Origin of the sequence: Thalassococcus halodurans, assembly GCF_900108225.1 — a bacterium.
Taxonomy (GTDB): Bacteria; Pseudomonadota; Alphaproteobacteria; order Rhodobacterales; family Rhodobacteraceae; genus Thalassococcus; species Thalassococcus halodurans.
Genome location: NZ_FNUZ01000001.1, coordinates 34046 through 60708, shown reverse-complemented (window position 1 = coordinate 60708; position 26663 = coordinate 34046). Strand labels below are relative to the sequence as shown.

General features: G+C 56.2%; 25 protein-coding genes and 1 pseudogene. 14 read left to right on the top strand and 12 right to left on the bottom strand.

The annotated features are described in order from the left end of the window. Window positions 1-65 precede the first annotated feature (65 nt). The 5 genes from C4S59_RS00295 to C4S59_RS00275 all read left to right on the top strand — a co-directional run bounded on the left by C4S59_RS00295 (window position 66) and on the right by C4S59_RS00275 (window position 4832). Window positions 66-470, top strand: coding sequence for a response regulator (locus C4S59_RS00295; RefSeq protein ID WP_103908486.1), 405 nt, complete (start codon window positions 66-68; stop codon window positions 468-470). Window positions 471-505: 35 nt separating this feature from the next. Continuing rightward, window positions 506-3790 carry an Hpt domain-containing protein gene (locus tag C4S59_RS00290; protein WP_103908485.1) on the top strand — a complete coding sequence of 1095 codons (3285 nt, stop codon included), beginning with the start codon at window positions 506-508 and terminating at the stop codon, window positions 3788-3790. Between the two features lie 87 nt (window positions 3791-3877). Beyond that, window positions 3878-4276 (top strand): flagellar export chaperone FliS, encoded by a 399-nt coding sequence (locus tag C4S59_RS00285; RefSeq protein WP_103908484.1) that lies wholly within the window; start codon window positions 3878-3880, stop codon window positions 4274-4276. Beyond that, window positions 4273-4602, top strand: a complete 330-nt coding sequence (locus C4S59_RS00280) for a hypothetical protein (protein WP_146064491.1) — start codon at window positions 4273-4275, stop codon at window positions 4600-4602. Before C4S59_RS00285 ends, C4S59_RS00280 begins: the two co-directional genes overlap by 4 nt. Then, the gene (locus C4S59_RS00275) at window positions 4599-4832 is read left to right on the top strand and encodes a hypothetical protein (RefSeq protein WP_103908482.1); all 234 of its coding nucleotides are present in this window, start codon (window positions 4599-4601) and stop codon (window positions 4830-4832) included. Before C4S59_RS00280 ends, C4S59_RS00275 begins: the two co-directional genes overlap by 4 nt. A gap of 4 nt (window positions 4833-4836) precedes the next feature. Here C4S59_RS00275 and C4S59_RS00270 read toward each other — a convergent pair whose 3' ends face one another. Continuing rightward, on the bottom strand, window positions 4837-5022 hold the full coding sequence (locus C4S59_RS00270) for a hypothetical protein (RefSeq protein WP_103908481.1): 186 nt from the start codon (window positions 5020-5022) through the stop codon (window positions 4837-4839). A gap of 52 nt (window positions 5023-5074) precedes the next feature. Further along, window positions 5075-5578, bottom strand: a complete 504-nt coding sequence (locus C4S59_RS00265) for a hypothetical protein (protein ID WP_103908480.1) — start codon at window positions 5576-5578, stop codon at window positions 5075-5077. 158 nt (window positions 5579-5736) lie between these two features. Here C4S59_RS00265 and C4S59_RS00260 point away from each other — a divergent pair, with 158 nt between their 5' ends. Both C4S59_RS00260 and C4S59_RS00255 read left to right on the top strand, forming a co-directional pair. Then, on the top strand, window positions 5737-6138 hold the full coding sequence (locus tag C4S59_RS00260) for a hypothetical protein (RefSeq protein ID WP_103908479.1): 402 nt from the start codon (window positions 5737-5739) through the stop codon (window positions 6136-6138). Continuing rightward, window positions 6135-6779 carry a sel1 repeat family protein gene (locus C4S59_RS00255; protein WP_103908478.1) on the top strand — a complete coding sequence of 215 codons (645 nt, stop codon included), beginning with the start codon at window positions 6135-6137 and terminating at the stop codon, window positions 6777-6779. Before C4S59_RS00260 ends, C4S59_RS00255 begins: the two co-directional genes overlap by 4 nt. 3 nt (window positions 6780-6782) lie before the next feature. Here C4S59_RS00255 and C4S59_RS00250 read toward each other — a convergent pair whose 3' ends face one another. Genes C4S59_RS00250 through C4S59_RS00230 form a run of 5 tightly spaced genes read right to left on the bottom strand, consistent with a single transcriptional unit; the run spans window position 6783 to window position 9948 of the window. Further along, window positions 6783-7151: a hypothetical protein gene (locus C4S59_RS00250; protein ID WP_103908477.1), complete on the bottom strand. Its 369-nt coding sequence runs from the start codon at window positions 7149-7151 to the stop codon at window positions 6783-6785. Between the two features lie 23 nt (window positions 7152-7174). After that, complete coding sequence (gene flgM, locus C4S59_RS00245) at window positions 7175-7492, bottom strand: flagellar biosynthesis anti-sigma factor FlgM (RefSeq protein WP_103908476.1); 318 nt, start codon at window positions 7490-7492, stop codon at window positions 7175-7177. A gap of 60 nt (window positions 7493-7552) precedes the next feature. Continuing rightward, window positions 7553-8275, bottom strand: a complete 723-nt coding sequence (flgA, locus tag C4S59_RS00240) for a flagellar basal body P-ring formation chaperone FlgA (protein WP_103908475.1) — start codon at window positions 8273-8275, stop codon at window positions 7553-7555. Further along, window positions 8272-9402 (bottom strand): hypothetical protein, encoded by a 1131-nt coding sequence (locus tag C4S59_RS00235; protein WP_103908474.1) that lies wholly within the window; start codon window positions 9400-9402, stop codon window positions 8272-8274. Before C4S59_RS00235 ends, flgA begins: the two co-directional genes overlap by 4 nt. Before the next feature lie 3 nt (window positions 9403-9405). Continuing rightward, a complete protein-coding gene (locus C4S59_RS00230; protein ID WP_103908473.1) occupies window positions 9406-9948 on the bottom strand; it encodes an LPP20 family lipoprotein in 543 nt (180 codons plus the stop codon). Window positions 9949-10140: 192 nt separating this feature from the next. On the opposite strand from C4S59_RS00230, the gene flhA reads away from it, so the two are divergent. From flhA to C4S59_RS00215, 3 genes are read left to right on the top strand one after another with little or no spacing between them, the layout of a single operon-like run. After that, entirely contained in the window at window positions 10141-12279 is a 2139-nt protein-coding gene (gene flhA / locus C4S59_RS00225) for a flagellar biosynthesis protein FlhA (protein ID WP_103908472.1), read from the top strand. Further along, window positions 12279-13208, top strand: coding sequence for a hypothetical protein (locus C4S59_RS00220; RefSeq protein ID WP_103908471.1), 930 nt, complete (start codon window positions 12279-12281; stop codon window positions 13206-13208). The genes flhA and C4S59_RS00220 overlap by 1 nt, the downstream gene beginning before the upstream one ends. After that, window positions 13205-13918, top strand: coding sequence for a sigma-70 family RNA polymerase sigma factor (locus tag C4S59_RS00215; RefSeq protein ID WP_103908470.1), 714 nt, complete (start codon window positions 13205-13207; stop codon window positions 13916-13918). Before C4S59_RS00220 ends, C4S59_RS00215 begins: the two co-directional genes overlap by 4 nt. Before the next feature lie 23 nt (window positions 13919-13941). Here the strand turns inward: C4S59_RS00215 and C4S59_RS00210 are convergent, their stop codons facing one another. After that, entirely contained in the window at window positions 13942-16509 is a 2568-nt protein-coding gene (locus C4S59_RS00210) for a response regulator (RefSeq protein WP_160006692.1), read from the bottom strand. A gap of 555 nt (window positions 16510-17064) precedes the next feature. Here C4S59_RS00210 and C4S59_RS00205 point away from each other — a divergent pair. Together C4S59_RS00205 and C4S59_RS00200 are read left to right on the top strand one after the other, a co-directional pair. Next, the gene (locus tag C4S59_RS00205) at window positions 17065-17709 is read left to right on the top strand and encodes a response regulator (RefSeq protein WP_234994645.1); all 645 of its coding nucleotides are present in this window, start codon (window positions 17065-17067) and stop codon (window positions 17707-17709) included. A 419-nt stretch (window positions 17710-18128) separates the two neighbouring features. Beyond that, the gene (locus C4S59_RS00200; protein ID WP_103908468.1) at window positions 18129-19946 is read left to right on the top strand and encodes a type I secretion protein; all 1818 of its coding nucleotides are present in this window, start codon (window positions 18129-18131) and stop codon (window positions 19944-19946) included. An 8-nt stretch (window positions 19947-19954) separates the two neighbouring features. Here the strand turns inward: C4S59_RS00200 and C4S59_RS19880 are convergent, their stop codons facing one another. Together C4S59_RS19880 and C4S59_RS00195 are read right to left on the bottom strand one after the other, a co-directional pair. After that, window positions 19955-20395 (bottom strand): peptidoglycan-binding domain-containing protein, encoded by a 441-nt coding sequence (locus tag C4S59_RS19880; protein ID WP_327345585.1) that lies wholly within the window; start codon window positions 20393-20395, stop codon window positions 19955-19957. Further along, window positions 20391-21200 (bottom strand): annotated as a pseudogene (locus tag C4S59_RS00195) (lytic murein transglycosylase); the annotation flags it as partial. The pseudogene C4S59_RS00195 and the gene C4S59_RS19880, both read right to left, overlap by 5 nt. Window positions 21201-21541: 341 nt before the next feature. Between C4S59_RS00195 and C4S59_RS00190 the strand changes: the two are divergent. Beyond that, window positions 21542-22228, top strand: a complete 687-nt coding sequence (locus C4S59_RS00190; RefSeq protein WP_103908467.1) for a GntR family transcriptional regulator — start codon at window positions 21542-21544, stop codon at window positions 22226-22228. A gap of 10 nt (window positions 22229-22238) precedes the next feature. Here C4S59_RS00190 and C4S59_RS00185 read toward each other — a convergent pair whose 3' ends face one another. Continuing rightward, a complete protein-coding gene (locus tag C4S59_RS00185; protein ID WP_103908466.1) occupies window positions 22239-23066 on the bottom strand; it encodes a sulfite exporter TauE/SafE family protein in 828 nt (275 codons plus the stop codon). 295 nt (window positions 23067-23361) lie between these two features. Between C4S59_RS00185 and C4S59_RS00180 the strand changes: the two genes are divergently transcribed. Next, a complete protein-coding gene (locus tag C4S59_RS00180; RefSeq protein ID WP_160006689.1) occupies window positions 23362-24627 on the top strand; it encodes a sensor histidine kinase in 1266 nt (421 codons plus the stop codon). Window positions 24628-24636: 9 nt separating this feature from the next. Here C4S59_RS00180 and C4S59_RS00175 read toward each other — a convergent pair whose 3' ends face one another. Continuing rightward, window positions 24637-25968 (bottom strand): MFS transporter, encoded by a 1332-nt coding sequence (locus tag C4S59_RS00175; RefSeq protein WP_103908464.1) that lies wholly within the window; start codon window positions 25966-25968, stop codon window positions 24637-24639. Window positions 25969-26663: the final 695 nt, after the last annotated feature.

Here is a 26663-nt window from a genome sequence, read left to right as displayed (position 1 = left end):
ACACTCTGCGCGCGGGGTGCCATCTTCCCCGCGTGACGGAAACTTATAAAAATACGGAGCTCATAATGGCTTATAAAGTAATGGTTGTAGACGACGCGGCGATGATGCGCCTCTACATCTCCAGCTTCCTCAATTCGCTGCCCGACTTCAAAATGGTAGCACAGGCATCCAACGGGCAGGAAGCATTGGATAAGTTGTCCGACTTGCCGGATCTGGACTTGATCCTCTTGGATATCGAGATGCCGGTCATGGACGGCCTGGAATTTCTACGCCACGCCAAGCTGAAAACACGCGCAAAGATCTGCATGTTGTCTTCGGTGACCGTGTCAGGTTCGCCCCTAGCAGCCAAAGCGCGCGAATTGGGCGCTGACGGCGTTGTTGCGAAACCGTCCGGCACAGTGTCGCACGATCTGGAAGAAAAAACCGGCGACGAGTTGCGCAGCGTGATGAGATCTCTCGTCGCTGCGTAATTTGATCTACCCGCAAGAATAAGAGCGAGGCGTCAATGTCTGACGAAATGGACGAAATTTGGGAACTCTATGCGGATGATGGGGCGCAGGCCCTTGATGCGATGGAGATGGCCCTGGAAGCCCTTCAGGCGGGGGAAGGCGACCAGGCAGAACACATCGGTGCGTTGTTTCGCGCGGTTCATACCTTCAAGGGCAACTCGCGTGTTCTTGGTCTGAGCACGGTCGAAAGCCGCGCGCACCTTTCGGAAGACCTGATTGGTCTGGTGCGCGACGAAGGCGCGGAACTGACCGAAGAAATCATCGATGTTCTGATTGAATCCGGTGACATCTTACGCGGCATGCTGGACGAAACAGCCGTCTCGCGTGCTGATGTCGCACCCGAACCGTCCGAACACCTGATGGACCGTCTGCGCGCGGTGATTGCGGTCTGCAAAGGCGAAGAGCCGCCCGCAGCCGCTGCATCCGACGCGCCGGCAGAGGAAAAGGCAGAAGAGACACCTGAATCTGTCGCTGAAGCAGACGACGAAAGTGAAGCGGAAGCCGAGGCCCCTGCAGCTGCCCCGGCGGCGAATGACGCGATGTTCGCGGCCATGGCCAGCCTTAATGATCTGCCTGAACCGTCAGGCGATCGTGATGATGATGACTTTTTCGACGATGATCACGGCGACCGAAGCGAAGAAGAGCTTGCGGAGCCGGAACCCGCACCCGAGCCTGAACCCGAACCGGAGCCCGCGCCGGAGCCTGAAAAGACCGAAGCGGCGGCAGAGGATGCAGGCGGAGAAGAGGCCGACAGCGGCCTGACACGGCTGCTGGATGACCCTGTCTATCTGAAAATCTTTACGGACATGGTGGTTTCGACCATCGATGACCTGAGTTTGATCCGCGATGTGGCGGACGGCGAGGAACTGCCCGAAGGCGCGTTCCCGAAGGCGTCCAGCCTTTGCTACGCGTGTGAACAGCTTGACCTGACCGAATGGGTGGAAACCCTTCAGGCCTTTGAGGCCAAGAAAAGCGAAGGCGGCACCTTGTCCGACCTTGGTGGCCTGATTGAAAGCCTTCAAAAGTTGAAAGCGGCTGATCTGGGCGGGGACGAGCCTGAACCTGAACCCGAAGCCGAGGAGGCGGATACTGCCCCAGCGGGAAGCAATGATACGCTTGTGTCGCTGATCAATGATCTTGAAGAGGTTTTTGAGGATATCAATCAGCTGACCGCCCGCATGGAGGCTGGCCAGGCAGTTGAAGCGCAAGAGTTCAACGATCTCTCTGACAAAGCCGTCAAGGTCGTGACGCCCTACGAATTCATTCGTGTCACCGAAGCCGCAATGGGTTTTGCGGATTCCCACAAACTGAAGGATTTCCGCTCGGTCGAGCTGAAGTTCTACGAAGAACTCGCATCAGTTGAAGGTGTTTTGAACAAAGGCGGCTTGCCAGAGGATCTGATGCTGCCCAGCCAGCGTCTGAAAAACTGGTGTTCCGAGCACATCTTCGACACGCTGCGTGATCTCCGGATCGGTCTGGACAGCGGGCACAAAGGCTCTGGTTCGACATGGTTCCCTGAATTCGAACAGCTGATGCGCCGCGCGTTCAACGCCAGTGCGTATTACGAAATCGAAACGGCTTCGCAGTTGACGATGGCGCTGGTCGACCTGTTTGCACGGACACGTGTGTCGTCGCAAAGTCCAGACGTCATTCTGATCCAGATGGCGCGCGGTTTCGTCGATACGATGGAACTGGTGTTTGACGCCCTGACGCAGGGCGACACGCCGGATATCGCCAAGATCGAAGCACTGTTTGAAGAAGCGGCCAACGTCAGCTTCCTTGCAAGCGGCGTTGTGACCGCGCGGTCGATCGAACAAAAGCTGGGACTTCCCAAAGAGTTCCACCGCGTTCTTTCGCCGGAAAGTGTGAAGTCGGCCCAGTCGTGTATCGACAACGGCCTGCACTTCTTCATTCTGACCTGCGACCTGAACGAAGACGATAAGCTTGCTGAAAACTTCCTCGACTGGATCAGTTCGGGCAAGGCAAAGATGATCACCAACGTGACCGTCTTTGTAGATGACAAGACGATCTTCGACTTCTTGATCGCGGCCCCGATGACAGAAGACATCGTTGCCGAAGCGGTTTCACACCTTGACCCGTCCGGCAAGAAGCTGACGCTGAAGATGGCGCTGGAAGTGGTTGAAGAGGCAGCACCCGTCGCTGCGGCGGAAACGGCGGCCTCTGCGGAAGACGCGCAGATTTTCGCATCAGGCGCGATGACGGAAAACCTCAAGCTTCTGGAAGCGGTGGGCGAGATTTCGGCGGCACAGTCGATGATCGGCGCAATGCTGCACAAAGCATCGACGCGGGATCTGTTGTACGAAGTGCAGACCAAAATGGCCGAAGCCGGCCTGCCGGAGCTGCCGCTGCGTGCCCGTGGCGTTCTGCGTGGCGTGTTCGAAGAATACCTGACCGAAATTCAGGCGATCAACGAAGCGGAAGCGCAGCTAAGTTCGCAATTGTCCCAGTTGCAGGAAGAAAGCGTATCCATGCGGTCGCGTCCTGCCGAAGTGATCCTGCGACCCATGCAGACCTTTGTGTCTACCGAGGCGCGCAAATTGGGGTCGAGCGCACAGTTTTCTTACGTGGGCGGCGAATGTTCGCTGGACCAGTTGGTATTGGAAGAAGTGCGTGGTCTGCTGAAGCTGGCGATTTCGGATCGTCTGCGCGCGAAAGAGCCGCCTTCCAAGTTCTTCCTGGCGATCGACCGTGAAGAAGACCGCGTTCGTGTCGAAATCACCGACAACGGCAAGGAATGCGCGCTTAGCGACGACTTCAAGGCGGCCAGCCACGAGCTGACACGCCGGAAAGGTGTCATGCGCTTTGTGACGCTGCCGAACGGCGGTGTGCGTCTGATGTTGGAAGTTCCGCTGCACACCATCGTTCTGGAAGGCATGGTCGTGAAGATTGGCGATGTGCGTTATGTGCTGCCGATTGAATCGATCCAGCGTATCCATCAGGGCAGCAAAACTGTCCCGATCAAGGCGGCAGGCAACCGGCGGATGCTGGTCGTTGACGACAACGACTATGTGCCGATCCGTGTACTGTCCAGCGCGCGCACGCAGGTCCACAGCAGTGGCCAGCAGCTTTACGTGATCGTCCGCAACAACGCGTCGCGTATGGCGATCCCGGTCGACGAACTGTTGGGTCAGCAGCTGGTTCTTTTGCGTCCGTTGCGTGGTGTTCTGTCCATGGTGCCCGATGTCACCGGCGTGGCCATTCTGTCCGGTGGTGAAATCGGTATGGTTGTGTCCGTCAGCCGGATCGAGGCTGCCGCATAAGCTTAATAGTGCAAGGCATTAAGATTCTGCCGGAATCTGCCGTTTTATAAGCCAGAAGCAGACAAGCCCTAAACGGGAGGCGCCGAGATGAACATTGCACTAGCTCGATCACGCTACAAGCAGGCGGCGGCGATTGGCGAGCCGGAGATCCACGATCCTCATGAAGTGATCCACGTAACCTTGCGGGAACTGGAACGGTCCCTTGGTGTTATGGAGCAGCTTCAAAAGGCCGAGCGCGCAACAGCAGGTGAACATGCTAACCGGTCCCTGACAGCGATCTATATCCTTCAGTCCAGTCTGGATTTTGAAAAGGGCGGAGATTTGGCCACCAACCTGTTCCAAGTCTATGAATACGTTCGCTTTCATGTCCTGAAGGCATGGCGCAACGAAGGCGATGCCGAGCTTGGCCAAGCCAAACTTGCGATCGGTGAAATCCTGTCTGCATGGCAGACAATCGGCGATCAGGTCGGGGAGCGGTCTGAATGAAGAATTGTGTATACCACATGGATCAGGTCGCGCAGGCTGAGCGTCTGCTTGGCTTGTCCGCCCAACTCGTGCAAGCGGCAGAACGTGCCGATCTTGCCCTATGCGCGCAGCTAGATACGACCATCCGGTCCGCCTGTATGGCGCTGCTGATGGAAAACAGCGCGTCATATGACGCCGGCACTGAAAAGCTGGCTGCGTTGAAGGCGGCTCTGGAGGCTGTCGAAAAGGCGCGCTCGATCCTCGTCGAAAAGAACGCTGTGGGCGCAAACAACCGCAAGGCAAAGGTTGTTTATCTGAAAACCCAACGCGAAAGCATCAAGGCATGAAACGCGGGCGTGTCTGCCGCACCTGTTTGCGGATACGCCTGTTTGTCATGATGGCGTTTCCGCTGATCGCGCTGATTTACTTCCAGCCGGAAGGGGCGCAAAAACTGGCGGCATTGTTGCCCGACGCAGGCACCATCGCCTTCGCCATGATGGTTTTTGGAAGCTTTAGTTTTGTTGTAAAATACGCGGCCTACAAATACGAAACGGGCCGTTCTGAAAAACGCCAGTGACCGCTTAGGCAGCGTCTTCGTCAACAAAGCGGTTGACCCCCACAAAAGCAATCAACAGGTCCAGAAGGCTACGGCGTTCGCGATAAGCGGGCGCGCCTTCGTCGTCGCAATAGACAGTCTCGATCCCGATAAACGCGGGATCCGCAGCATAGATATCTGATGTGTCTGAGGGGAGATGTGGTCGCGGCATGGTAAGTTCCTTCTTCACTGAAAGACACCATGCAAATGGTTTGCCAACTGGCTTAGCCGCCAATCATGAACCTGTTGATCAGCACTTCGATCACCGGCGGATTAAGCCCCATATCGATGAATTGCTGGTTGATGCTTTCCTTGAACGGTTCTGGAAGCGCCTGACGCAGCGTTTGCCAGCTTTCTCCGGCCTCGGTTTCGGACAAATCCATCACGATCTGTGACAGCGGGGCGATAAAGTCTGTGGGATCGTCTTTGAACATGTCTGCCGTTTTGTGCAGTACCATGTCCGGGATCGCCACGCCGATGTAGATGTTCACTGTCGCCCCGAGGTGGGGAATGGTGGCTTTGACCGAATGCTGGATCGCGATGTATTCGCGGCGAACCTTGGGGGGCTCTTCTACGACGACCTCGGTTTCTTCTTCCTCGAAGGTGCCCAGCGGGTCCATGTCTGGTAGAGACAGCGCAGTGAAGGCCCCATAGGAAAATGCCCCCAGAACCACGATTGCGGGCAGGGTGGCAAGAAAATTCGGGGATTTTATGATCTTGGCAACCATACGGGAATTCTAGCTTTTTTCTGAGTACCGGTCACCTGTGCAACGGGCATGCCACAATCATCAAAAGATGAGTGTTAAACATCATGCCCCGCCTGACGTTGTAATTAGGGAAGAGGCGCAAACTCGGCATTTTCCCAATCTGGCCGATTGAAAGATCCATGAAAAATGAACTGAAAAATGCATTGGTTCCAGCTGTTCGCCGCCTGACGGGGGCGTCGGCCAAATCGGCTGCGTCATCACAGCAACCGAGATCCGGTGATTTTCAGCTGGTCCGCCAGCAGGTGCATCTTCAGGACACCAAAAAGGTCGAAAAACACCTTCCGGACATACTTGGCAGAGCACTTGCAAGAGGCTGGATTGACAAGGATTTCCGTGCCGCGCTGACACGCAGCCCGAAACAGTTGTTGGCTGACTACGGCGTTTTTCTACCCGATAATATCGCCGTGCGGACCGAGACGACGCAAAACCAGCGCCAGCGGATCGTTGTCTATGAAACGCAACCGGGCGGACGTCTTCGCAGGTTGCTGTATCTGCAACTGGTGATGATGGCTGGAAAATGAAAAAATCTATCGCGCTTCTGGTCGCCCTTGCGGTTCCATCCCTAGGGTCGGCGCAGGCCATGGACAACAACGCAAAATTCGAAAAGGCCCTGTCGGCGGCACGCGATGGCGATGCGGCGACGGCGGTGGTTTTGTTTTCGGATCTGGCCCATCGCAACGATTCAAGCGCCCAGATGAACCTGGCGGTTTTGACGGCCCTCGGGCATGGCACGCCGCAGGATGAAACCGAGGCCTTGTTCTGGGCCTGGCGCGCCCGTTTCGGCGGCGAGAACCGCGCGATCGATCTGACCAAATATCTGTCCCGCCAGTTGCCTGCCAAGCAGCGTGCCGCCGTTGCCAAGCGTTTGCTGGAGGAACTTGAAGCCGCGGCCGAGCAGGGGCATCCTGCGGCCTTTCTGGGCATGTGCCGCACCGAGAACGAAGTGCGCGAACCAGCCAAGCCTGTTGCCGCTCTTGCGTGGTGCAGCGTGGCTGCCGCGTTCGAGGTTCAGGGCGCCGCTGTTCTGCGGGACGCTTTGGGAATGGAATTGTCTGTGGAAGACAAAACAAAGGCGCAGCTGAACGGCCGCGCCTTGTTTCTGGAATGGTGCAAGCGCGTTCCCGAAGAAACGCGCCCCATTTCATGTCCGGATGTCAGCTAACCCTTAGTGCCGGCGGAACCGACGGATCGCCTGAACTTCCTCCGCGCTGATGCCTGTGGCGCGGCTAATCTCTTTTGACGGTTGGCCACTTTGCGCAAGCGTGATCGCTTGTTCAATGAGGCGTTCGCCAATGAGCCAGTCGAAGTCAACCCGGATCTGATCGAGTTTTGTCGCTGTCGCGGCAAGACCCGTGTCGGGGCGTTCTTCAAGCTTCTTCATGATCAGAGTGCTTAGCTCTTCCATGTCTTCGTCGCGTAGGCCAACCGGCTGGGCCGACAATGCACGCACGCGAAGTGCGAGATATGTAATGGTCGCGACTGCAATTACGAAGCCACTTGCTGCTGCAAGATGGAATAGAGGAAGATAGGTCACTCTTGGTTTTCCCGTTTTTATTCTTAGCTGATCATGTCCGTATAGCCCTCGAAAAGGCTATCGGTGATGGCTTGCGCGTCCACCGGATAACGTCCGGCTTCGATTGCCTCTTTGATTTTGGCCACCAGTTCGAGATCAAACGGAGGACCTTTCGCTGCAAGGGTTTCACCCACTTGCAAAGAGGCTGCTTGGCTCAAAGTGACGCTATCTGCGTCACCTGCCGGTAAAACCGAGCCTGCACCCGCACCGGCGGGGGAAATGCCCGCGCGGTCTGTAGCATCGGCTTTAACCTGCTGTAACCGCGCACGCGCTGAGAGGGACGTGTTGATAGAATCAACCATTGTTTTAACTCCTAGTACCGTCCGCGTACGTCTTTTGGTGTGTCAATCAACGTCTCGAGTTCAATTCATGTTAGGTCGTACGCGTACTTTATTTCGGTCGTGAACGATGGCCTTGATGACCCGTCCGGACCCTTTGTTCTGTACCTCGATGATGTCTCCATACTGCCCTGATTCCATTGCCAAACCGGCCATTTCGACGGCCAGTCCCGGTATGCTGGATGTTATTGCAACTGGTGTGCCTTTTTCGATCATCCAGCTCATTTTCAGATGCCGGGGCTGAATAATGTTGCCCGCACCAAGATTAATTCGCAGTTTTCGGCCAATAAGTGTGTTCGGCTTGATGAACAGCGTGTCGCCCGTTGCGGCGCTTGTTTCGGCCAGTGCCAAATGCTGCCGCTGCAAAACCGTTCCGCGTTTCAGGCTTTCTGTCAAAGCCACAGCCGTGATCATCGGGCCGGTCAAGTCCCTGCTATGCTGGTCTGACGGCGCGACGGTCATTCCAGGCAGGCGGATGCTGCGCTGCCAAGATGCTTCGGTGTTGCAGTGCAGCGTCACGGTCCGCCAGTCATTGCCCTTTGGCGCGACATCAGGGTTCGTTCCACAGGCGGGGAAGTGACGGTGTTCGGAAACCTGCGGTTGTCCGGATAAGCCTGCTTCGTCCAAAGCCGCCAGAATAAGGTCTGTGACCTCGGTTCCGTCCAAGCCGTCCTGCGGATTTGCGGCAGCAGCCGCAGACAGAAACAGGGCGGCTGTCGCAACAAATATGGTGCCAAAGCGGGTCATAATCCGGCCTCGACGAAATAGACCTGACGACCTTCAAAGTCGGATGCTTTGCGCGTTGGATCGATGGGCCGCAGAATGGCGCGACCGGATTTCAGCGACGAGATTTCCAAAAGGCCAAAGCTGTCGTTCGGGTCGTCCACAAAAGCAAGGCTCGCGCGGCTAAGGCCATGGCGGCTGCCGATGGGCACGCTCAGCGTTTTACCATCGCTTTCGATGCGCGCGGATGGTGGAACGCAAGACAGCTGATCCAGCAATGAGGTCAGATCAGCGCGAATGTTTTTAGTCAGCTCATGTTCAAGCGCGCTGCGTGTCCGACCTGTGATCGCCTCGATCGCGCCGCCTTGCGGGTAGCGCGCTGTGCGGACCAGTTGTTTGCGGCCTAGAAACCCGTTTGGTTCGCTAAAGTGTAGCTCGGTTGTCATCTGGATCAGGCGGCTGGTTGCACCACGGATCACATCAACCTTGATTTCCGTACGCAGCCCATGATCGCCAGGCTGCTTCCCTGAGTGCGTGCCACGGGTCAGCGACATGTAATCCATGTCCGACCCTGTCGCAGCCGTTTGACGGACCTGTGCGGGGGCGATCCGGTCGATCGTGGTGCTGGAATGATCATCAAGCACATCAAAGATCGTCAGAGCCACATCATTTGCCAGCGGTGCGGTCCAAGCTGGCGCTTCTGGGCGGACGGTGATCTTGGGTTCATAGGCCGTCAGAACAAGCTGGCGGCGACCGGCGCAGGCTGATGTCGGGATCGGGCCAACAAGTGCGCGCACGTTGACAGTCCAAAGCCCCTTGTGCAGCCGCGCTCCGTGCATTTCGTATTTCAGTATTTTGCCAGCCGGACGCAGGATCATCAGATCGGCCGTGATCCGGCCCATTCGCATCGCGCTGTGACCGCGCAGGGTTGATCCGCCAGCCAGCGCCGCTGAAATCAGCGCATCGCCCAACGCACGTGTGCGCGCTGTGTCTTTATCGGCGGCCCCTGAGACAAAGGCATGGCCGGTTGCATTTACCCAAACGCCTTCGGTCTCAGCGGCTACCGCACTGCGGATGAAGCCTGCCCAGATGACGATCAGAGCCAAAGCTGCAATGCGTAGGGCGACTTGGGCTGTGCGGGCAGGGGCCATGGATCAGACCCCGAGTTTGGCTGCACGCAGGATGTAGCGCACCGTATCGGCATCAAGGGACAAGACCACCTCAAAGCTGTCTGCGTCCTTGGGTGTGATACGCACGGTGCGTGCCCCACGAATTTCACCTTGGACGATGGCGCGGATGCGGTCGTCGGTCATGGTGGCATCACGTAGCGATGTCTCGGACGTCAGGCGGATACCGTGGATTTGTTCAGTCAGATCACGCAGGGCTTCAAGGCGCGCCGCGCGAATGGCCATCAGACGCTTTTCATTCAGGGTGCCGCCAGGCTGACCGGAAATCTGTGAAAACCCGTGACCGGTGATCCGGACAGGGAAGACAGAAGGTGCCTCGATCACGGGCATCAGGGCCTTGCTGTTCAGGGCGTTGATGTCGTCTTTGATCTGCGCGATGGCGGCGGTGCGTTCGTCCGGCTCCGGTGGCAGCGCCTTGACCGCTTGTGTGGTTGTGCAGGCCTGCACCATCAATCCGGCCATGCACAGCGCGATGGCGTTGGTTTTGCGGAAGCGTGGAAAGGGCAACATCTGGTCCTCGTTCGCGGGATTTCGGTTTCAGGGCCTTAAGGGGCAAAGATCGTGCCACCTGAGATGCTCGTACGTCCCGCGCGCGCGACGCTGATACGCCTGCGACTGGCATAGTTTTTGCAACCCTACCTCGACTGATTGCCCCAAGGAGATGGGCCTTATGGTTTGGCGAATTTGGCCGAGGTACACGCAATGATTGCCGCAGAGGGTATGACACGCGGCGAAAAGTTCGGCGGAGCAATGCTTCCGCTGGGGCTTTTGGCGATTGTGGCCATGATGGTTCTACCCCTGCCGGTGGCGCTGTTGGACATGTTCTTTGTCTTCAACATCATGCTGTCGCTGCTGGTTCTGATGGTGGCGATGCATTCCTTCCGGCCATTGGATTTTTCCAGTTTTCCCAGTGTGTTGCTGATCGCAACGACCTTGCGACTTGCCCTGAACGTGGCATCGACGCGGATCGTTCTGACCGAAGGGCACACAGGGTCTGCTGCGGCGGGCAAGGTTATCGAAGCCTTTGGTAACTTTGTCATCGCGGGCAACTTTGCCGTCGGGATCGTGGTGTTCGCGATTCTTGTGATCATCAACCTTGTGGTGATCACCAAGGGCGCGGGCCGTGTGTCCGAAGTCTCTGCCCGTTTCACACTGGATGCGATGCCCGGCAAACAGATGGCCATCGATGCAGATCTGAACGCCGGAATTTTGACACCTGATGAGGCCCGCAAGCGACGGTCAGACGTCGCCGAAGAGGCGGATTTCTACGGTGCGATGGATGGTGCGTCGAAATTTGTGAAGGGCGACGCGGTCGCCGGTATCCTAATTCTGGTCGCCAACATCGTCGGCGGGATCATCATCGGGACAAGCCAGTTCGGCCTGACTTTCGGCGACGCGGCCGAGGTCTATGTGCTGCTGTCCATCGGTGACGGTCTGGTCGCACAAATCCCTTCACTGATGCTGTCGATTGCCACAGCGATCCTTGTGACGCGTGTTTCGTCGACCCACGACATGGCGGCGCACATCGGATCGCAAATCGGTCTGTCCCGCGCTTGGGTGCCCGTTGCTGCCGTGATGGGCATTCTTGGTCTGATCCCCGGCATGCCGAACATGGTATTTCTGGTGTTTGCGGTCGCTGCCGGTGCCATTGCCTGGGTGTCCCACAGATTGATCCCAGCAGGTGACGACGACGCAGACGCCGGTCCGTCGGGGCCAGCCGGTGCTTTGGTCAAAGGCATGGGCGGTGCGTCGGACACGTCCAAGGAGCCCGGGGTTATCACGCCTGATGACGTGACTGACTATGCCGCTGTATCAATCCAGATCGGTTTCGGCCTGATCCCATTGATCCAAGAAAGCGAAGGCGGTGCCTTGGTCTCGCGCATCACCGGCATCCGCCGCGAGGTGTCGCGGGCGATGGGCTTTGTCATTCCCGGCGTGCGCATACGTGATGATGCTTCGCTGCAGTCAAACCAGTACCGCATCCGGATCGGCCAATCGATCGTCGGCGAAGACGTGGTCTACCCCGACCGCAAGCTTGCACTGCCGGGGGCCAATTCGATGCGAAAGCTACGCGGGATCGAGGTGAAGGATCCGTCTTTCGGTATGGATGCGGTCTGGATCCTGCCGCACCAACAGTCAGAGGCCGAAGCAGACGACCATGTTGTTGTGGAGCCCGACAGTGTTCTGGCAACGCATCTGAGCCAGATGCTTTATGCACATGCGGATCAGTTGATCGGCTCTGACGGGGTTCAGAACCTTGTCGATGCCCTGTCCGAGGTCAGCCCGACATTGGTCGAGGCGGTGGTGCCCAAACTGGTGCCGCTCCATATTCTGACCGCTGTCATGCGGCATCTTTTGTCCGAGCGGATTCCGGTGGGTGATCTTCCCCGTATTCTGGAACGTCTGGCGGAACTGTCCGGTCGCACGAATGATCCCAAGGAAATGGCTGAAGCCCTGCGCGCTAGCCTCGTGCCGCAGCTATTGCAGCAGATCGTGCCGCTAAAAGAGGCGGTGCCGATCATCACGCTTGCCCCTGATCTGGAAGAATTGCTGATGCGGTCGCAGGCGAAAGAGATCGGTCTTGTGATTGAACAGGGCCTGACCGAACGGATCGTACAAGGCATCAATCAGGCAACAGAGGAACTTGCCGCGATGGGCAAACAGCCCGTTGTCGTGGTGTCCGCGCTGTTGCGGTCGCTGTTTGCGTCCTTCCTTAAAAGCCATGGCGCAGATGCCATCGTGTTGGCGGTGAATGAACTGCCGGACAACCGCCGGATCGACATTGTCGCATCGCTAGGCGGGGCGAACCAACTGCCGCCGGGTAACGGAGGGGCCGTCTGATGTCTGTTGTGACTGTCCGAGCACATGACACCGTCGAAGCCATGGAAATGGTGGCCCAAAAGCTCGGGCCCGACGCGCTGATCCTGTCGTGCAAAAGCAAGAACGGCATGATCGAGATCGTGGCGTCCGACAGTCCGATCGATGTGGCGAATGTTCCGTCAAAACCGGTCGAGAAACCGGCCGAAATAGCTGAGGTCACCGCTCCTCCGGCGCCTGAGGCGACTAGTGGGGTTGTCGACATCGAGATCGCCGAAAATGCCCCGCGACGGGCGTCTTTTGCGGATCAGTTCAAATCACAGGCTATGGCCACGCCGAGCAAGGGCATGTTGGACATCGACATGGTGCTCAATGCTCCCCGCGTCGTTCTGGTTGGGCCTGCGGGGGCGGGCAAATCCCTTGTCGCCACACAACTGGCGGCAGCCATGCTGGACGTCAGCGAAGCACGAAGTCTTCGGTTTGGATACTGCGGTTCGGGTTCGCATTCAGATGCTGCCTATCTGGCGCAAAAGGCCAAACTGTTGGGCATCGACCTGACCTTTGCCGATCCGCGCAATTTCTCGGGGGTGCGTCGCGGTCATACCGATATTGTTGTTGTTTCCGGCAAAGGCGCGGAAGGTCCGCTTCAGGCCGCAGCACTGGGTGTGCCGATGGGCGCACGCACGGTTCTGGTGCTGCCGGCAGGCCTGCGGGCAGATCGCATTTCCTACGAAATTAAACGCTGGGCCGCGCCCGATATGGGCGTGATTTTCACATGCGAGCCCGCTTTTCCGCCAGATGGCAAGGATTTTGAAGCAGTGGCCCAAGCAGGCGTTACGCGGCTTTGGACAAGCTTCAATGATCGCATCCTCGCCGGGCTGATTACTGCGACTGAGGCACCTGCCTCAAAGGCCGCGATGCCGGTCTCTGACATTCAGGGAGAGAACACATGATAGCGCCGAGAAACTACGGAGAACAGGCGCCAGCACCGGACAAGCTGGTCGAGGACAACATGCACCTCGTCCAACGCTTGGCGTGGCATTATCAGGGTCGTGTCGGCAAATTCGCCGAGATCGAGGACCTGATGCAGGCAGGCTATCTGGGCCTTGTGGATGCCAGCCAGCGCTACAGCACGCGCGAAGGCGTCACCTTTGCTGCCTATGCCGCGATCCGTATCCGTGGGTCTATCGTGGACCTACTGCGCCGCAATTCCAACCTGTGCCGGTCTACGATCAGCATGCGTCAGCGCATTTCCAAAGTCCGGCTTGATCTGGAACATTCCTTGGGTCGCGTGCCACAGATCGAGGAAGTGGCCGAAGCGATGCAAATGACCCTGACGGAATTGCAGGACTGGGAGGCCAAGTTTCAGGTCAACCAACTGCAGTCTCTGGACGAGGTCTACACGGACCATTCCCTTCTGTTCCGCGATCAGGGCGAGCTTCCAGAAGACAAGCTGGAACAGAACCAGCTGAAGGTTCACCTGCGCGAGTCGATCAAGGATTTGCCGGAACGCGAGGCTCTGGTTCTTCAGCTTTATTACGTTGAGGAGCTGAACGTGTACGAGATTGCCGCAGTCCTGGATGTTACAACAGGACGCGTGTCACAGATCAAAAAGGCCGCCATTCTGAGGCTGAAAGATCTGTTGCAGGAACGATTGGCTTAACCCCCGTGCCTTAGGTTAGGGCATTAGTGCGGGGGGTGATCCATGATCGCCGGGCGGATACCCGCATCGTGGGGAGCTTCCAGAACTTCTGTCGCAACTTTCTGTATTTCAAGCAAACAGCTTTTCAGACTATCCAGCATGCCTTTGGCATCATCTTCGCGGTTTTGCCGCAAGGCAAGCTCGGTCGCTTTCAGGGACGAACTTAGCTTCGTCCAGCCGATGAAACCGGTCGGCCCTACCGCGTGATGGATCACATCAGCGCTGTTGTCTGTCAGGGTTTCCAACGCATCAATAGCCTTTTGAACGTCTGACACCGTTTCCGTGACAAGCTGTACGGCCATGTCTTCGCCGACCATTCCGCACAGTTGGTCAAAGTCAAAGCTGCCTTCCGGTTCGGGTGTCTGGTTCACGACTCTTGGCTCCTCATCTTCTTCATCGGACATGATATCTTCGATTTGTCGAAGCGCGTCCGTTAGCTGCTTCTGTGACACAGGTTTGCCAAGAATAGAATCCATGCCGTCACGCAAGAATTCATCGGGAACCACCGCATCGACAAGCGCTGTAATACCCATGATATAGGAATTCACGGATTTACCGCTTTGTCGGATGCGTCTGGTCGCCTCGCGCCCGTCCATAACCGGCATGCTGACATCCATCATGATGATGTCAAAATGCGCGGTCGCTGCCAGATCAACGGCTTGGCGTCCGTTGGTGGCCGTAGAAATCTTGTGTCCCTGCCGCTTTAGCATTTCCGAGATAAGCCGCAGGTTAACCTGATTGTCGTCGACGATCAGGATGTTGCGCGGCGTTGGTGCGCGCATGGTGACTGGCGTCAACGCCGGTTGGGGCCGTTCCGCATCGGCGGTGACCAGTTCAAGCGACAGCGAGAAACAGAAGGTGCTGCCTTTGCCGACTTCGCTTTCAAGGCTGAGCTTGCCGCCCATTCGGTCAACAGCAATTTTGGCGATGGGCAGGCCAAGTCCGTTTCCGCTGTCCGCGGAAAGTTCGCCCGGATTGACGGTTTCAAAGAACTGGAAAATGCGGCGCTGGTCTTCTTCTGAAATGCCGGGGCCCGTATCAGAAACTTCCACGTCCAGACGCACGACGTCATTTCCGGTCGGAACAAAAAACAGGGACACGTCAATGTTGCCGTTATGCGTGAACTTACTTGCGTTGGTCGCAAGGTTCGTGACGGCCCGTGTGAACGATCCGGGATAGCCGTAATACTTCTGTTCGGCGTCTGTCCCGGTAACGTGCAGTTCAATGGCGTTGCCGCGTTCTTCCGCAAGCGGGGTGATGTCGCGGACAATCGAGCGGACGATTTCCGTCGGCGAAAAGAAGTCACGCGCTTCTTTGCTTTCCCCTTGGCGGGTGATTTCCAGAACGTCATTCACCTGCGCCAGTGTTCGCTGGCTGCATTCCATGGCGGTGCGGATCAGTTCGCGATTGGAATCGTCCAGCTTGTCCATTTCGACCAGTTCCAGCGACGCGATCAGCCCGTGCAGGGGGGTGCGCATTTCGTGGCTCATCGAGGCCAGGAACGTGCTTTTGGCGGCAGCATGGCGGCGGGCTTCGATCAGAGCGGCCTTCATTTTATTCTCGGCCGCGACCTGATCCGAGATGTCGCGAACAAAGGAAATCAGGATCGGGTTTCCGCCAAAGTCGTTGTCGACGGTGCTGGAAAACTCGACAGGAAATTCTTCTCCGTTAGACCGTGTGGCGTATGTACGGTGCGGGCTGGCGCTATCCGAAATCTGAATTTTGCCCTCAACCAGCCGTTTCAGGCGGCGACGGTGCGATTGGCGCAGGCGCGGCGGCACCATGATGTTTTCGATCAGCTTTCCGCACATGTCGTTTGTCGTCATGCGGAACATGCGTTCGGCGGCGGCATTGCAAAGAATGATCTGACCGTCGAGGTTCGACACGATCACCGCGTTCAAAGAGGCCTCGTAGGCTTTGGTCACCATGGTCGCGGCGCGGGCTACCTGGGCTGTGCGGGTTTCCAGATCACGCCACAGGCGGAATGCCAGAAAGGCCGACAGGGCAGTAACGGTTCCCAACAGCAAGGTTTTGACAAGGAACTGCAACATAAGTTCCCGTTCGTCTTGCCGGCGCTCTTGTTCGGTTTTGACTGCAAAGGCTATTGTATCAATGGACAGATCCCGAACAGGCTGCCTTAGGTCTTTGATCCGCTCCAAGATCGGGGACCAGTCCGAGACGGCCAAAGACTGGGTCTCGTCGTAAAGTTCGGTCAGCGCGGTTCGCGCGTTGATCAACTCTGCCAGCCTGGACTGCAGATTTTCAGGTGCCTCATTTAGCGCGAGTTTGCTGCTGACCACATCGATCCGGCTGTAGAACACATCGAATTCCCGCTTTGCGAGCTGCAACTGGCCTTTATCGATCTGACCATCAGTGGCATCGGTGATCGCGCTTTGTAGCGTGATCTGCGCATCAAGGTGATCAACACGCAGGTGGGCGACGCCCCAGCCAAGGTTGTCACTGTCGGCCGCGCGAATGTCTGCAACACGGTCCTGAAGATTGATCGCTGTGGTAATGAGCGCACTGCAGGTGAGGATAAGAAGTCCAAGCAACGCCAAGGCAGTCACCTTGCGGGCGCTTGGGCCTAGCCCGAATATCCTGTCTCTGAGTGGCTGCGGGGGCATAAGCTTAACCGTTCACAAAAGTGAACGAGGCAAAGCTTTGCTCTTGGCACCAGTTCTGTTGTCGGGACGAAGTGATGGATCGCTGGGTCTTCTGAGGTTTCGAAGAGGAACGGCGAACCGTTTCCATTGTATGCCCGCAAGGCAAAACATTTGCCAAAAGTGAAAATAGCATGCCTAACTCCGAAACCATGCAACTCTACTAAGAACGCCCACGAGCGCCCACGCGTTACTGCGATATTAGATCATTACATCAGTCGCGAAGATTTCTTTATGTATCGAAAGATATGGACATGTATCTTTGTGATGTTATCCTGACCAAAGAGAGAATAGTTTCGCTTTTATCCGGCTACCGCTTTCGATTGTGGTGAATAAAGTAATAATGTCGGTTCGCTTTTGTGATTTTCGAAGTCTTAAGGCGCGAACAGTAGCGAAGTTATTCTTTTGAGGAAGCGTCACGGGCAAGTGAACAAAATGCAAGATCATATGATAAACGGAACGGACGGGTCGACGGATCCAGTTCTGAGCGTACTCATCGCCGATGACCATCGGCTTCTCGGCGAGGCTGTCGCGAACCTCCTGCGCTCTGGCGCGGGATATTCGGTTCGTTTGACGGGGGGGCTTGATGAAACGCTCGTCGCATTGGCGGACAGCACCTACGATATTATTCTTCTGGATTTGAAGATGCCTGGCATGGTGGGATTGGCCAGCGTTAAAACCGTTGTTGAAAAATCCGGCGACGCAAAGGTCGTTCTTTTCACAGGGCAGGTTGATCGTCATTTCTTGAATAGTGCGCTTGAATTGGGCGTTAAGGGCCTAATTCCGAAAACTATGCCGTTGCAGTCATTGATCAGCGTAATCCAGTTGATTGACTCCGGTCAGATCTTTGTTCCGATGAACGAATTGAATAGCAGCGGCCAAACGGACGCGGGTGGTGGCGCGGAACTAACAGAAAAAGAACATTTCGTTCTGCGCCTGGCGGCAGATGGTCTGACCAACAAAGAGATCGCGCGCGACATGGGCTCGACCGAAGTGACCGTCAAAATGCATATGCGTGCAGTTTGTAAGAAGCTCGGCGCTCGGAACCGGGCGCACGCCGCTATCATCAGCCGAGAGCGCGCTCTGCTGTAAATAACTGAAAATTAATGTGAAAAGACGGGTGCATGAAAGTGCGCCCGTTTTTTCATTTCTGTCGATAGTTATTAAATTAATTCACTTTAGATAATTGCGATTATATCAAAGATATATGGTGTGTAATTTCGTATAAATCGGCAATTCGTTTCTAAAATAGAAACTCTTGGCACCTAGGTTGCAGAGATTTCTCCATCACATGCAAAGATGGTGGGAAAGATGTCTCTGCTTATTAAGGGTGAAAATAAGTCGAATTGTTGTTTCGGTTTTAAGGCCGAAATAAGTGCGACACAAAATCGCCTTAATCAATTTCAAATTGTTTCCTTATTTTCGCGATTTTGTTTTCCGGCGGGTTGGGGAAATACCCAATCCATTAATTCAAAAAAATCCAAATTCTATATTCAGCAGGAGTGCGTGCAATGACACTTCTGACGAGTTCCGGTTTTATTGGCGAAGAAGCAACGTCTGATCTTTTTGGCGGCAACGTTTTGGCCACCCGTGCCACGATGACGGGCGAAGGCTCCTATGCAGAACTGATCGACGATCTGGGGTCTACCGTGCTGCGGTACCCGGGCGGGTCGCTGACCGAATCCTACTTTGACCTAAGCAACCCCGACAGTTCGGTCGTCTATGATCCGGACACCGGCGAAGCGCGCGAGTTCATCCCGATCTCCGAGTTCATGGGGTACGCCGCAGAGAATGGCCACGAGGTCGTTCTGGTGATCCCCACACGCACGCAGCTGTCGGACGAGCCGGATGAATCCGGCAACCGTGTTCCCGAGATCGATGAGGACGCCCTTCGCCAGTTCGTCAACGACGTCGTCAGCGGTGTTTACGGCGATGCGGATATCGCGGCGTTCGAGCTTGGCAACGAATATTGGGGTTCGGGCGAGATGAATTCGTTCGAATACGGCGCGCTGGCTTCCGAGATGAGCGTCATCATCGATGATGAGCTTGCCAAACTGGCCGAAACATATCCCGAAGCGGATGACATCGAAATCGTCGCGCAGGTTGGTACGAACTTTAATTATGCCAAGCTGAGCACGGAGTATCAGGGCTGGGATGCGGAAGATGTCATTGACGATATCAACGCAACCAACGGACTGGACCTGGACTACTCGGCGATAGGCAATTCCGGCAATATCAACTGGACCAAGCTGGCGAACCAGATCATCACATCGCAGTTCGACACTCCGGAAGAGGTCGAAGCACTCGATGGCGTCGTCGCGCACGTTTATACTAAGGGTCCCGAGCTGGCAGGACAGCGCTCCTTTCAGTTGGACACCATTCAGGAAAACTGGATCGAGACATTCGAAGATCTCGAAATCTACGTAACAGAATGGAATGCCTCTGGGGCGACATCGGCGTTGGATGGGACCGAGGACTACGGCCTGTATCAAGCGCATGAGATGCTGAACATCGTTGAAGAGATGATGCTGGCCGGTGTCGACGTGGCGAACGTCTGGCCGCTTTTGCAGAACACAGACAACGCGCTCAGCTATGGGCAGGACTATTCGGAACTGACCGCGCCGGGCGAAATGTTCCGCATGATGGCCGAAACGCTTCCTGGTAAGCGTCTGATCGATCTTGAACCCGAAGACAATGACGCGACCGAAACATCCGTTGGTGGTATCGACGCACACGCGTTTTATGGTGACGGCGATCTGGTGTTCTACTTCGCCTCTACAGGTCAGTCGGCCATGTCTGAAGACATCGACGTTAGCAACTTTGTTGAAAGTTCTGCGGCGATCAAGATCACCGTTCTGGGCGTCGCTGACGGAGAAGCCGCCGGCAACTCGCGTTCGGACGCGGAAGTGCGCGAAATCGATCCCGCGACCATGTTTGAAGATGGCACCCTGACCGTAACGCTCAATCCGGGCGAGGTCATGCAGGTCGTCTTTGACGATATCGTCCCCGCAGACGGTTTTATCGAAGATGGTGCTGACCTTTTGCTGGAGCCGGTCGATACCGATGCAGATGCGCGTCCTTTCACCTTTACGCGCACGGATGAGCAGGAAGACAACTCCGGTGATACGTCCGAGCCTACGACAACAGAGTTTCCGCTGCCCACAGTTGAGCTGACGGATGAGTTCATCGCCGAAAATGATCCTGAAGCTGGCGGCGAAAACCAGAAAGCCTTGGATCAGGATTCCGGCGATGACGGTGACGGCGGCGACGCAGGTGGATTGGGCGGGCTGCTGCTTCTTCTGCCATTGCTGTTGCTGGGCGGTCTTTAAGCGCGGACCTAGCGTAGGCTGGCCAAAAGGGTCAGCGACGGTTCGCCAGTCACGGCAACGCCGATTGACCGTTGATAGGCGCTAATGGCGGCTTGGGATTTGGTGCCCAGAACGCCATCTGCTACGCCAGCGTCGAACCCACGCGCCGTCAGAAGGCGCTGAAGCTCTTTCCGGTCGTTGATTGTCAGGCCATTGCGGTCAGGCGGAAATGATTTGCTAAGCGGCCCTGCGCCATTGATGCGGTCCGACAGATAGCCAATCCCGATGCCGTAGTTTTCGGAATTGTTGTAGCGCAGGATGGCGTTGAAGTTGCTGAACACCAGAAACGCTGGCGCATTCGGGCCTTGGGGCAACAACAGCGCGGCCGATCCATGGTCGGGCAGGGTGCCGCCCGTCGCGGTTCTGACGCCCAGATCGCGGCCACGATGCGATCGAGCGTTTATTGCCACGACCCGCAAGGCCGGTGCTGAAACCGGCGGGCAGAGCGACTTCAAGCCCCCACGGCTGGCCCGACCGCCATCCTGACTTGGCCAGATAGGCCGCTGCGGATGCCAGTGCGTCGGTCGGATCGTCCGACCAGATGTCGCGACGCCCATCGCCGCGGAAATCAGCGGCATAGGCTTCGAATGTGGTGGGGATAAACTGGGTGTGGCCCATCGCGCCAGCCCAGCTGCCTGTCAGGTTGGCCGCGCTGATGTCGCGCCGGGCCAGAATGCGCAGCGCTGCCATCAATTGTTTTTCAAAGAACGCACCGCGTCGACCGTCGTAGGCCAACGTCGAGACGGCTGAGATCACCGGAATATCCCCGCGTCGTGCGCCGTAGTTGCTTTCCATCCCCCAGACCGCTGCGACAACATTTGCGGGCACACCGTAGCGCCGTTCGATTTCGCCGAGAATGCCCGAGAACGCGGCCCGCTTTCTGCGCCCTTCGGCGACTTTGGTGTCGTTGGCCACGATGGCAAGATAATCCTCAAGCGATCGTTTGGTTTCGGTCTGGTTGCGATCCCGTTCGACAACGCCGGGCAGGTAGCCTGCGCCTTGGAAAGCTGTGCGCAACGTGGCGTCGGAAATGCCGCGGCTGCGTGCACGCGTCTGAAATGCCTGAACCCAGCGGTCATACGCCGGATTGTGTTGTGGAAGGAATTCGGGGGGCAGGCCTGAACGGCTGGTGGAAATGGCGCTATTGGACGATGCGCAGCCGACTAGTCCTGCGGCAGGGAGGGCTGCGATAAGCCAGCGACGGGAAAACTGCATGTGAATAGCCTCAGATCAATGTTTTTGCGATGGTGCACGTGATTCAGACAACTCTCAAGGGGAGCTTTTGCTCCGGATTTTCCCCAAAATTTTATGATTTTTTGAATCGTAATATCTTTAGATAGTAGAGTTTCCCTAAGGAGCGCTTCCCTTAAACGTGTTGTGTGATGCAAGCTTAAAAAGAAGACACTGGTAGTCCCCATCCAGAAGCCCCCGTTGTTCAGAACTTTTGGACTGAATGGCGGGGGATTTTTTTGTTTTGGGCATGCCTGAGACAAAAGCCCTTTTGCGTCATCCGGCCTAAGTCTGGTATGGGTCGAAAAAGTTTAAAGTAGACCAGTATGACTTCTAACTCCGATTCCAGTGCACAATTCCCCGACGACGGCGCACCCAAAAACGTGCGCTCGGCCGCCATTGCGTCCGAGCTTGAGGCCGAGATCGTCATGGGCACTATCCCTGCGGGGGCGCGACTGGATGAGCAAAGCCTGACCAAACGCTTTGGCGTATCGCGCACGCCCATCCGCGAAGCGCTGCATACGCTGGTCGCACGATCCTTGGCTGAACGCGTGCCCTATCGCGGGGTGATTGTGGTGAACATTACGCGCGACCGGATCGAAGAAATGTTCGAAGCCATGGGCGAGGTTGAGGCGCTCTGCGGCCAGTTTGCCGCCGAACGGATGAGCATCGGAGATCGCGGCAAACTTGAAGCCTTGCATGCACAGATGGGCGAGATTGCGAAGTCCGGCGATACGACTGAATACTCTGCGCTGAACACCGAATTTCACGGTATGATCTATAAGGGTACCCAGAACCGCGATATCGCCGAACTTGCTGATCAGCTTCGGCTGAAGCTTGCACCGTTCCGGAAAAAGCAGCTGCAATCCAAAGAACGCGTCATGCAGTCCTGCATCGAACATCAGGCAATCGTCGAAGCGATCATCGAACGCGATACACGCGCAGCATCCAAGGCGCTGCGCCGTCATTTGACGATTGCGGCGCAAGAAGTTCTGTCGACTATACCCGCTTAACCGCCGGTTTTTATCCCAGCGCGGACATCAACATCCGGATCGCAGTGATGGCAAGGAACGCGGCGAACACGCGCTTGATCCACTTGGTATCAACCGAATGCGCGATCTTTGCGCCCAAGGGTGCAAAGCCAACGGTAAAGGGCAGGATGACCAAGGCCGCTGCGATGTTGACGTATCCCAAGGACAGCGGCGGTCGGCCCGACAGGCCCCAGCCAGCATAGATGAACCCCAAAACTGCAGGCACAGCGATCAGAAAGCCAAAGGCCGATGCAGTGCCCACAGCGCGGCGTACCTCGACCGAGAAACCCACCAGCAAGGGCACAGACAGTGTTCCGCCTCCGATCCCCATCAGGGCGGAAAACACGCCTGTGACGTAGGAAATCACCCCGTTGACCAATCGGCTACCGGGGAGGTCATCGCGGATGACCAGCGTCTTGGGCGTTGCCATGTTGATCGCCACCAATAGCGCCAAACCGCCAAAGATCACTTTGAGCCCATCGGCATTGATGTATTTCGCAGCAAGCCCGCCGCTCAACGCGCCCAGAACGATGCCGGGTGCCCATAGCTTCAACAGTGACCGGTCAACTGACCCGCGTTTGTCATGTGCCCGCGCAGACGAGATCGAGGTGAAAATGATTGTGGCCAGAGACGTGGCGACGGCCATATGCATCGAAAGTTCCGGTGGGAAATTGGTGATCGACAGCACCCAGAACAGGACAGGTACCAGAACGATGCCGCCACCGACCCCCAAAAGGCCCGCAAGAATGCCAGCGATGATGGCCGTGCCGATCACTCCGGCAAGGATGAGCAATAGGTCAGTCAGAGCGAAGTCGAGCATAGGAACACTGGTACTGTTGAAGATATCGGTTGGTGTTTGGTGGTTTTCACAAGAACGGGCAAGGGCCCATTGCGTGTGAAAGTGTCGCAAATCGCACGGATTGTCGACAATAAAAGAAAATCTGCCAATCTTGTCGACATTAATTTCTTGAAAAATTCCGTGCCGACGTAACTTTTTAGGTGAACCTATCCGAACGGTCACAACACATATTTGTCGGGTGCCGTTATATTGAGCAAGACGGCAACATACCGCAGGCACTCCGATCACGACCATGAGCCGACATAGACCCAGAGGCATGGAAGATGCCCGGATCTCGCATTCGCGGGCATCCGTTCGTGTTGCCTTGCCCTTGGCGATCCTCTGGATTGCCCTTGGATTGTTTTTGAAGTCCTGGGCCGTTGTGGCCGCAGCAGCACTGGTCGGGCTAGGCTTTACATCAGGCATGATCCTGCACCGGATGAACGCCCATACCCTTGCCCGGATCACGTGGTTTCTGATCGCCAATGTTGGGGCCTTTTGGGCGACCTTTCTGGTGCATCCGATGGGCTACATCAGCTTTATGTTTGCCCCTGCCTGCGCGATGCCGTTCCTGATGTTTTCGTTGGGACGGGACAGGAATACTGTCATCTCGCTTGTTTGCGTGCCGATCACGTTCTGGTTCGTCGGCTGGTACACAGATTACAGTCTGTACGACAGTTTCGTCATCGGGGAAGAGCAGGCCAGAACGATCATCGCGCCTTTGTCGGCGATGACGGTGTTTATCTTGGTGATGATCGAAATGAGCTATTTTGCTTCTGTTTTCTCAAGCTATTCGCGCGGATTGGCCGTTGCCCGTAGGCGCGCAGTTGTGTCGAGCGAGGCAAAGTCAGCCTTCCTTCGTTCGATGAGCCACGAGCTGAAAACACCTTTGAACGCCATCATCGGGTTCTCGGACCTGACCCAGCAAGACGCCGAGCACGGACGCGAGATCAGCCCCAAAGCTCTGGCCGAGCGGATGGAAATGGTGCGTCAGGCAGGCGGTCAGATCGCCGATATGGTCGAAAACATGCTGGCCTTTGCATCACTCACCAACGAGGCGTCCGAGGACGAACTTCAGCCCGTCGATACCACCCAGATCATTTCCGTCCAGATCGCCAAGCTTTTGCCCAAAGCCGAGGCCAAGGATTTGGACGTCAGTTGTGATTTCGACCGGACACAAAAGGTTCTTGCCGATCCGGAGCGGCTTGGCGAGGTCGTCAAGCAACTGCTGACCAACGGTATCAAATTCGCCCCCGAGGGTGGCTGGGTCCACGTGACCGCGCATCAGGTCGATGAAAAATGTCTGCGCCTGATGTTTATCGATTCAGGGGCTGGCTTTGATGAAAACGACGTGGTCCGTGCGTTCCGTCCTTTTGAAAGGCTGTCCGCGGAAAACGGTACGATTTCGGGCGCAGGGGTTGGTCTGGCGATCGTGCGCACCCACGTGCGTGCCATGCACGGACGCGTCGGCATCGAAAAGGACGCCTACGGTAAATACGCCGTCTGGATTGAACTGCCGATAGCCCCCGAGAAGGCCAGTTGAGGCATCGGTTTAGTCTGCGTTCTTGTTCGCATCCGGCCAGTGGCGGTGGATGTTGTCGATGACGTAGGCGTGCGAATGGCGAACGCCGCTTTCAAGGTGCGGGTGGTCCGGCGGCAGGTGCGTGTGCTGGTGGGGAAGATAGACAGGATCGGCAGCAGGCCAGACGATCATCGCAATCACAAGCCCAAGAACCGTCAGAGCAGCCAGTACCAACAGCGCAGGCACCGTGCCGAACTCTGTCATCAGCCAGCCTGACAAAGGATAGGTTCCCAACCAGCACGCATGACTAAGCGCGAACTGCGCGGCAAACAGGGCAGGACGGTCTTCTGCATGTGCAGACCGACGAAGCAGACGTCCGGCGGGTGTTTGAACCGTGGAATAGCCCAAGCCAACGATCAGCCATGCCAACAGCAAAACAGGCCAGTTTAGCCCGTTTGCAAGGATATAGCTGGTCAAAGACAGCAGGGCGACAATCATGATCACGGCGCCAGTCATCATTGCGGTGCGATCGGCGATGGACTTCAGAAGTTTCGGTATCACAAGTGCAGCGATCATGGACCCTGCGCCAAAGGCAAACAGGGTCCACGCCAATGCGCTTTCACCCAAACCCAGCTGAGAACGGACAAGAACGACTGAATTGATCAGCACCATCGCACCAGCTGCGGCGACAGACAGGTTCAACCCCAACAGCCCGCGAAGGCGTGGCGTCGCCAGATAAATGCGAATTCCGCTGAACGTCCGCGCATAAACGCTTTTTTCGGTCGAAGGCTTCGGGCTGGGAAGCACCACGGACAAGACCAGAAAGGCCGAGGCCATGAACCCGATCGCGGTGCCCCAGAACAACGATCCCGAGCTCATCAACGTCAGAAGAAGTGCCGCGAGTGTCGGAGAGATGATGTTTTCAAGGTCATAAGCCAGTCGCGACATCGACAGCGCGTTCGTGTACTGCTCTTCATCCGGAAGAACGTCGGGGATTGTCGCCTGAAATGTCGGGGTGAACACCGCCGATGCGGATTGTAGGAAAATGATCAGGATGTAGACCTGCCATACCTCGGTTACGAATTGCAGACAAACGGCTGCGGCGGCGCGGATCAGGTTCAGAACCACCAGCAATTTGCGTCGTTCAAACCGTCCGGCAAAGGCACCTGCGACCGGAGCGATTGTGACGTAGACCACCATTTTCAGCGTCAGGATGGTCGCCAGAACCATGGCTGCGCTTTCGCCTGCCAGATCAAATGCGAGTAACCCCAATGCGACGGTGGCAAGGCCCGTGCCCAAAAGCGCGACCAACTGAGCGAGGAAGAGATGCCGGTAGGATCGGTCTTTCAGGATTTCGAGCATTAGGGATCCGTAAGATAGGTGGTGTGTATCCTCATGATTGGACGCCTCCCAAGCGCTCGCGTCAAGGTGGATTGCTTGTCTGTTCAGACGGGCACCCTTCAATCGGCATAGTCCCATTTCTGTGTGCTGCGCCACCTGTCAATCTGATGTGCGGGTGGGGGCAGGTAGAATCATACCGTGTTCGTCGTGCCGTGTTTCGCGCGAATGGAGAGGTTGGTCGTAGGTGATTACAATCTTGGGATGTGAATCTTCTGGCCTATCTGTGGGTCAATCCCAAAAGTTTTTATGCGTCTCTGGATTTTATATGTGTAGAAGAATGCAATTTTTAATTGAAGTTCTGAACGTTTTATCAATGGGTGCTAGAGGCACTTGTTCGTAAATCCAAGAATTAGATGCTCAAAATTTAAAGATGCCGATTAATTGGATTTTTTGGCAATCTTTTGGATCGAATGGTCAAAAAACGAAGCCTGCGATATGCATTCCATCATGGAATTGGGATGCATTGTGTCTGATTTTTCAGCAGTTTGGAAACTTGGCTGCCGCTGGCTTCTTTGCGATCAGTTTGTCGCTGTAAATTGACAGAATGTGGATGCAAAGCTAACACTGTTGACGACTAAGCGTTAATGGAACGCATATTTTTAGATTTTTATTTCGGGTGCTTTTGGCGCCTAAAGGCAAGTTGATGAATGGTGCGC